The sequence below is a fragment of the Lishizhenia sp. genome (genome assembly GCF_033720595.1).
In the GTDB taxonomy this organism is placed as follows: Bacteria; Bacteroidota; Bacteroidia; order Flavobacteriales_D; family Crocinitomicaceae; genus Lishizhenia.
Window position 1 is genome coordinate 1 of record NZ_JAWWCF010000168.1, and the last position, 6,714, is coordinate 6,714.

The 6,714-nt window shown below is 35.2% G+C and carries 7 protein-coding genes; 3 read left to right on the forward strand and 4 right to left on the reverse strand.

What is annotated here, in order from left to right; translation table 11 throughout:
• Positions 1-287: 287 nt before the first annotated feature.
• A complete protein-coding gene (locus R3333_RS11365; protein WP_318958899.1) occupies positions 288-587 on the forward strand; it encodes a hypothetical protein in 300 nt (99 codons plus the stop codon).
• Between the two features lie 70 nt (positions 588-657).
• On the opposite strand, the gene R3333_RS11370 is transcribed toward R3333_RS11365, so the two are convergent.
• Together R3333_RS11370 and R3333_RS11375 are read right to left on the reverse strand one after the other, a co-directional pair.
• Positions 658-2,550: an ABC-F family ATP-binding cassette domain-containing protein gene (locus tag R3333_RS11370; protein ID WP_318958900.1), complete on the reverse strand. Its 1,893-nt coding sequence runs from the start codon at positions 2,548-2,550 to the stop codon at positions 658-660.
• 4 nt (positions 2,551-2,554) lie between these two features.
• Positions 2,555-3,130 carry a DUF4293 family protein gene (locus R3333_RS11375; protein ID WP_318958901.1) on the reverse strand — a complete coding sequence of 192 codons (576 nt, stop codon included), beginning with the start codon at positions 3,128-3,130 and terminating at the stop codon, positions 2,555-2,557.
• Between the two features lie 362 nt (positions 3,131-3,492).
• On the opposite strand from R3333_RS11375, the gene rho reads away from it, so the two are divergent.
• On the forward strand, positions 3,493-5,109 hold the full coding sequence (gene rho, locus R3333_RS11380; protein ID WP_318958902.1) for a transcription termination factor Rho: 1,617 nt from the start codon (positions 3,493-3,495) through the stop codon (positions 5,107-5,109).
• 8 nt (positions 5,110-5,117) lie between these two features.
• Positions 5,118-5,684: a DUF4199 domain-containing protein gene (locus tag R3333_RS11385; RefSeq protein WP_318958903.1), complete on the forward strand. Its 567-nt coding sequence runs from the start codon at positions 5,118-5,120 to the stop codon at positions 5,682-5,684.
• Positions 5,685-5,699: 15 nt separating this feature from the next.
• Here the strand turns inward: R3333_RS11385 and R3333_RS11390 are convergent, their stop codons facing one another.
• Together R3333_RS11390 and R3333_RS11395 are read right to left on the reverse strand one after the other, a co-directional pair.
• On the reverse strand, positions 5,700-6,305 hold the full coding sequence (locus R3333_RS11390; RefSeq protein WP_318958904.1) for a hypothetical protein: 606 nt from the start codon (positions 6,303-6,305) through the stop codon (positions 5,700-5,702).
• A 156-nt stretch (positions 6,306-6,461) separates the two neighbouring features.
• Positions 6,462-6,714: T9SS type A sorting domain-containing protein (locus R3333_RS11395; protein ID WP_318958905.1), on the reverse strand; the 253-nt coding region annotated here is incomplete at its 5' end.

Below are 6,714 nucleotides of genomic sequence, written 5' to 3' on the forward strand. Positions count from 1 at the left end.
AATATATTTTAATCTTGTAATGACAAACGGTGAATTAAATATTTAAGTGGTATACATAGATAATTCTTATTATTCTAATATTGTATGTAACTACTTCATCAACAAGCACATTAAAAAGAAACAATATTAAAAGCACTCGAATTGTCAGAAACACCTGACCACGTAATTTTCATAAATTAATTTTGAGTATACACGTAATATAGGCATCTCGGAGGGGATGCCTATTTTTACGAGAGTTGGCATAACTTTAAATCTTTTATCTTTAATAATTCATCCAATTACTTAATATGAAAAATATCTTCTTCATTGTTCTCATCATTTTAGGAAACATGCTAAGTGCTTGTGTATCTACTAAAAATGCCTGTGATGGCTCAAAAACAGCTACGGTTATAAGTGGAGTTGATGGTTGTGGTTGGTTATTACAATTAGAAAATGGTGAAGTGCTGAACCCCACAAACCTTGAAGACATGAAGATTGAATTAAATAAAGGTAATACGGTTGAAATAAACTACGAAAAAGTTGAAGAAATGAATATATGCATGATGGGTACTACTGTTAAACTAAGTTGTATTGTTATTTCTAAATAAAATATTAGGGTAATAAAAAAGAGGCTACACTTTAAAGCGTAGCCTCTTTTTTTAGTCTTCAATATTTTAATTAAGCAAATTCAGCCAATTCCATCCATCGATCACTTTTCTGCTCAATTTCAGCAACCACCTCACCTAAACGTTTACTCGCATCATTAAGTTCTTCAGAGCTCACATCAGGATTTGAAAGTTTAGCTGTTAACTTTTCTTTCTCTTCTTCTAAAGACATAATTTCACCATCCAAAGCTTCAAACTCAGTTTTTTCCTTGTAAGTTAGTTTACGTTTTTCTACTACAGGTTTCGGTTTTTCAACAACTACTTCCTTTGCAGCTTCAAGTTGCTCCTCTTTCTTACGTTGTCTATTTTCTTCTTTTTCTAGTTTATCGGCTGCTTTGAGCTGTTCTCGATACGCCGTATAATTTCCAATGATATCTTTGATTTTCCCTTCTCCTTCAAAAACAAATAAGTGGTCCACCATTTTATCCATGAAATATCTATCGTGAGATACAATGATTAATGCCCCTTGGAAAGAACGCAAATAATCCTCCAAAACATTCAAAACGAAAATATCCAAATCATTGGTAGGCTCATCCAGTATTAAAAAGTTAGGATTGGCCATCAGGACCGTCATCAATTTTAAACGACGTTTCTCCCCTCCACTCAATTTATACACATAATTGTAATGCATATCTCGAGGGAATAAGAATTTCTCTAAGAATTGTGCAGCAGACATTTGTCTACCTTTTTCTAAAGGAATGTATTCAGCAATTTCACGAATCACATCGATTACCTTTTTATTGTCGTCTACCTGAATATTTTCTTGTGAGTAATAACCAAAAACAACCGTTTCACCGATAACTATTTTCCCTTTATCAAGCGGCTCCTGCCCCATGATCATATTTAAGAAAGTAGATTTGCCTGTACCGTTGTTACCAACAATTCCTAGTCTTTCATTACGTTTGAAAGTATAGGTAAGCTCCTCAATTATCTTTTTATCTCCGAAGGATTTACCAATTTTATGAAGCTCGAGAATCTTGGTTCCTAAACGCTCCATTTTCACCCCCAACTCCAACTCTTCTTTGTTGATGTTTTGCTTGGCTACTTTCTTTAAGTCATGGAAAGAATCAATACGCGCTTTTTGCTTCGTTCCTCTTGCCTTTGGCTGACGACGCATCCATTCCAATTCCGTACGCATCTTACTGCGGGCCTTGGTAACGGTAGTTTCAAACTGCTCTTCTCGCTCAGCTTTCTTCTCTAAATAGTAAGAAAAGTTTCCTTTGTATTTGTAGATGGTGTGATCCTCCAATTCTAATATAGTATCACATACTACCTCCAAGAAGTACCTGTCGTGCGTTACCATTAGAATGGTAGATTTAGAAGTACCTAGGTAATCTTCCAACCATTCTATCATATCTAAATCCAGGTGGTTGGTGGGCTCATCTAGAATTAAAAAGTCAGGCTCAGCAATTAAAACTTTGGCCAAAGCCACTCGTTTCTTCTGTCCTCCTGATAATACCGAGATAGGTAAGTCAACATTATCTAATTTCAACTTAGACAAGATCTGTTGAACCTTCACTTCTGTATCCCAGGCATTCAATTCAGAAATTTCGACAAAAAGCTCTTCTATGCGCTTTTCATCGTTTTCTTTCATGGCCTTGTTGTATTCTTTTACAACTTTTAGTTTAGGAAGATCATGGTTAAAAACCTCTTCTATAATGGTATGACTTTCATCCAAATTCTCTGCTTGTTCTAAGTAAGCCACGCGTATATCTTTACGAAACACAACTCTACCATCATCGTAGGGCTCAGTGCCCAACAAACATTTCAATAAGGTAGATTTACCCTTACCATTTTTAGCAACAATAGCGGCCTTTTGCCCTTGCTCAATACCAAAGGTTAAATCTTCAAAAATAAGTCTATCACCAAATGTTTTGGTGAGGTTTTCAACGGATAAAAAATTCATACAATTACCTTAAACGGTCTAAGCTTGAAATTAATTTTTGATCTCTTCTCACACCAATATTTCCCAAGAAAATAAACGCTACACTTAACGCTAAGGCATAAAAAGCAAATCCAATATTTTTAACTACTCCTTCTTCTCCAACAAGCGTTTCCATACCCTCTCCCGATAGGTAAAACAAAACAACTGTTGCGATCAGGGAAACTAGGGCAAAGAAAAAAGCCATACGCCCCATTCTAATTTGGCGTTTATAGTTTTTGAAGCTAACCATAGCTCCAAGTGTTAAGAGTAGAATAAGAATTGAAATAATATAAAATGGAAAACTTACAGTAGAAGTTGAAAAACTTGCCAAAGAACTTCCTTCTTCCAATTGAAGATATTCTTTTAATGCTTCGGCTTTTTCTGGCACTAAATTTTCGCGCGCAGTACCCTCTACTTGCACTCCATAAGAATTGTAGTGTGCTGTTAGTTCAAATGAATCTGAAATAGCACCATCGTAGGTGTAAACATCTAACCCAAGGGTCAAGACCAAAAGACAAATCACTGCCAAGGCGTAGTAAATCGTTTGTATTCTCTGTAACATGCTTTATTAAATTTTAAGCAAAGATAAACTTCCTTTAAAAGTCTGCCCCATTCCCCTTAAGTTTATTTTGTACAGTTTGATTCAACTTATATGATAGAATGAACTAGGAAGAACGAAAAACAGTACCCCCATCTTTTATTCCATGATTAAGGAATGATTTACTTCTTTATTTCAAGGATAAAGGGCTCTAAAGTTCAAATACATACATGTATAAATAAAAAAGTTGAAATTTTAAAAAAATATTAATTAATATTTGTATACTTGCATTGTCTGCACAACCCACGACCTCATTGTGAGTTAGACAATTACTAGATTACTCAAGTATTATATAAAATCGATATTTTAAATCTCAATTCAACTTTATGAATAAAGCTGATTTAGCAGGAAAGAAACTTCCTGAATTACGCGAAATTGCGAAAACAATTGGTATTAAGCGCGTTGAATCATATAGAAAGGCAGAGTTAGTTGACCTTATCACTGGAGATGCTCAACAAAAAGAGGAAGCTGCTCCAGCTCCTGCAGAAGCAGCACCACAAAAAGAGAGCAAAAATGCTCCCATTGAAGTAAAAGACGCTCCCGCACGAAGAAAACGTAGGCCCAAAACAGAAAATGAAGCCAGCGAAAAACCGGCAGGAAGAATCTTAACTGCGGACAACCCAGAAAAAACGACGCCACAGAAAGAAAACAAGAAACCCGACAACCGCCACCACAACCAAAAGAACGATCAAAGAGCCTCGAAAGAGAACAACGATAAAGCCAACAACCCTAGGCAACGTAAATCTAACGACAACAACCACAATCAAGATCAAAACAAAGCTCCTCAAAAACAAAACAGAAAACAAAAAGAAGATAAATTCGATTTATCAGGAATTGTTTCTGCAGAAGGAGTATTAGAAATCATTCAAGATGGTTACGGATTCTTAAGATCTTCTGACTACAACTACCTTCCTTCACCGGATGATGTATACGTAAGTCATTCTCAAATAAAATTATTCGGATTAAAAACAGGTGATACTGTATTAGGTACAATTCGTCCTCCTCGTGAAGGAGAAAAGTACTTCCCTTTAGTAAAGGTTGATTCGATTAACGGTAGATCTCCGTCTTACATTAGAGATAGAGTTCCTTTCCAATACCTTACTCCTCTTTTCCCAGATGAGAAATTTAAATTAACAGGTCACGCGCAAGAAAGTACTTCTACGCGTATTATGGATTTATTTGCTCCTATTGGTAAAGGTCAACGTGGTATGATTGTAGCACAACCGAAAACGGGTAAAACTGTTTTATTAAAGGATGTTGCCAACGCAATTGCTGCCAACCACCCTGAAACATACTTAATAGTATTGTTGATTGATGAAAGACCGGAAGAGGTTACAGATATGGCAAGAAGTGTAAATGCAGAAGTAGTTGCCTCTACCTTTGATGAGCCAGCAGAAAGACACGTTAAAGTTGCCAACATTGTTTTGGAGAAAGCAAAACGTATGGTAGAATGTGGTCATGACGTATGTATCTTATTAGACTCAATTACGCGATTAGCAAGAGCTTACAATACGGTATCTCCTGCCTCTGGTAAAGTATTATCTGGTGGTGTTGATGCTAATGCTCTTCAAAAACCTAAACGTTTCTTTGGTGCGGCACGTAAGATAGAAAATGGTGGTTCTTTATCTATTATCGCTACAGCCTTAACAGAAACAGGTTCTAAAATGGACGAAGTAATCTTCGAAGAATTTAAAGGAACAGGTAACATGGAACTACAGTTGGATAGAAAAATCGCCAACCGTAGAATATATCCAGCTATTGATATTCTTGCTTCTGGTACACGTAGAGAAGATTTATTAATGGACAAAGATGTTCTTCAACGTATTTGGATTTTACGTAAGCACTTGGCAGATATGAACCCTATCGAGGCTATGGATTTCATGAAACAACACATGCAAAATACCAGGTCTAACGAAGAGTTCTTAGTTTCTATGAACGGTTAATTCTAGTTATGAGACCAGCATTAAAATACGGACTCCTTTTCGCAGCAGGATGGATAGTCCTTAAAATGATTTTTAAAGCTTTAGGTGTATTACAAGATGATTTGTTTGTACCTGGATTAATCAATAACTTCTTTTTGTTGCTTGCTATTGCAGTAGGTTTGTTCTTTGAAAAAAAGAAAGAAGGGTTTGGTAGTGGTACCGCCTTAAGTGATATAAAAAATGGTATGATTGCAGGCACACCCTATGCGGTAATTGTATCTGTGTTTATCTTTTTCTATTACAAGGATATAACACCTGAATATGTAGAAAATAGAGCGCAAGAAAGAATAGACTTAGTCTATAACGCTATGCAACGCCCAGCATATGTGGACAGCTTAAAGATGAGTGATGCTAAATATGCAGTAATGACCAACGATGAAATTTTTTCAGAAATGAAAGAAGGAATTCAAAGTTCATTTGATACCAACTTCCTCTTAACCTTTAGTTTATTAGGATTGATTGTTTTAGCGGTCACCTACTCTATCTTCACTACAGTAATTTTTAGAAAAATACTCCTCCGGGATTATTATAAATAAACATTGAAAGTCCTTCTAATTAGAGGGACTTTTTTTATGCAATAGCCTATTATTCTTTCTGTATTTTTTCACTAAAAACATATGAAATATTGACGGAGTAAACAATTCTTCATTCTTTGACAGCAAGGCAATCACACATTGCTCAAGAGTAATAAAAGCTATCAATAAATCAGCATAATTGTAAAAAGAATGCATGGAGTTGTACATCAAAAACCAAGTGTATAAACACATCACAAAAACCCAAGCATTGCTCAATAAAGTATTCGAATAAATCAATTTTCTATGAATGATGAGTTGAAGCAAAGCTCCAGCTATTCTAATATCTAAATGTTGCATCAAAACACTCCATTTTGCTTCATTCATACCATCTCCAAAACAATACCAGGCCCCAATAAACATATACAGCCAAATAGACAATTCTGAAACAAAACTGAGATTGTACTTACCTTTAGGAAAAGGTATTATATACAATGCAAAGAGGATTAACATCAAAAGAAACTGTACGCCAAAAAACAGTTGAAAATAAAACTGCTGAATTGCAGCAACGGCTAAAAGCACTATAAATTGATAGATGTTTTTATACGCGAGTATAGGGGCTAATGCAATTTGATACGTTTTCATTCTTGAACGAAAATATCAATAATTCAACGCGAACAAATAAAAAAGGTCCCTGAAATTAATCATGGGTCTAGATTGCTAGAAAGTATTTTCCAAAAAAAGCCCCGAAAATAATTCGGGGCTAGGTTGTCAATAAACTATTCGTCCTAAAAAAAAGTACTATTCAACAACCACTCGTTTAACAGTATACTCTTCTTTACCGTAAACTTGAACAGTATATAATCCCTTACCTACTTTAGGTAATTGAACATTAATTCCTGCCTTTTCCATAAAGGTATTTTCATAAACTACTCTACCTTGAGCGTCCGAAATACGAACAATACCTTCATTTATACCATTAAATAGAATGTGAAATGATCCATTGTTTGGGTTTGGATAAATATTGAAAAGATCTTTATTTACAGCTTCTACT